1 protein-coding gene is annotated in these 722 nt (G+C 32.5%); it reads left to right on the top strand.

Annotation, left to right across the window (positions count from 1 at the left end):
• On the top strand, positions 1-302 hold a 302-nt coding region (locus RT405_RS06935; protein ID WP_313468684.1), incomplete at its 5' end, for a CDP-alcohol phosphatidyltransferase family protein.
• Positions 303-722: the final 420 nt, after the last annotated feature.

Raw genomic sequence — 722 nt, 5'->3', positions numbered from 1 at the left:
GTTTGTTGACTCGTTATGAATGGATGTGGTCAATTATATTGTTATTTGTAGCGAAAGAATTATTCATGGGAATTTGTAACCTTGTTCTTTTACGCAGAGGAACGAAACTAGATGGGGCTAAGTGGTATGGAAAACTTTCAACGGCTGTATTCTACATCTGCATGTTTTTTTTAATTGCTTTTCCAACAATTGCTACTTCTCAAGCGATTCTATTAATCAGCATCACTGCTTTCTTTTTAAGTTTGTCGTTTATACTCTACGGCAAAATATTTATTCAAATGTATCAGACAACAAAAAGATAATATTAGAACGGAAGAATAAACGTGTTGTTTTGAAGGTTAGTAACAAGCATTAGTTTTATTTTTGCAACATTAGAATACAACCAACTTTCCTTTTGGGTTTTAAGACAATTCAGTTGATTAGTAAGGGGTTCCATGGTATTATAATAGTGAAAAGAAGGACAAGGTACAATGTCTTCTTTTCTAGAGTCAGCAGAAAGACTCTAACGTTAATAACCGCGAAATGGGGGTTATTAACAAACAGATGGTTCTATTTTGACAAACATTAATTCAAATGGAACAAGTCAAAAATAGAATCGTCCGAAAGACTTCATGATGTGGCTAAGTTCCCTTGGTTGAACAGTCAAGAAGAAGCAATTTAATTAAAAAAGATAAAACACAAACTATTTAGAGATGTAAAATAAAATAGTCCAGCAGAAAAAG

This window comes from Carnobacterium sp. (assembly GCF_032094055.1).
In the GTDB taxonomy this organism is placed as follows: Bacteria; Bacillota; Bacilli; order Lactobacillales; family Carnobacteriaceae; genus Carnobacterium_A.
This window is presented reverse-complemented; position numbering and strand designations above follow the sequence as displayed.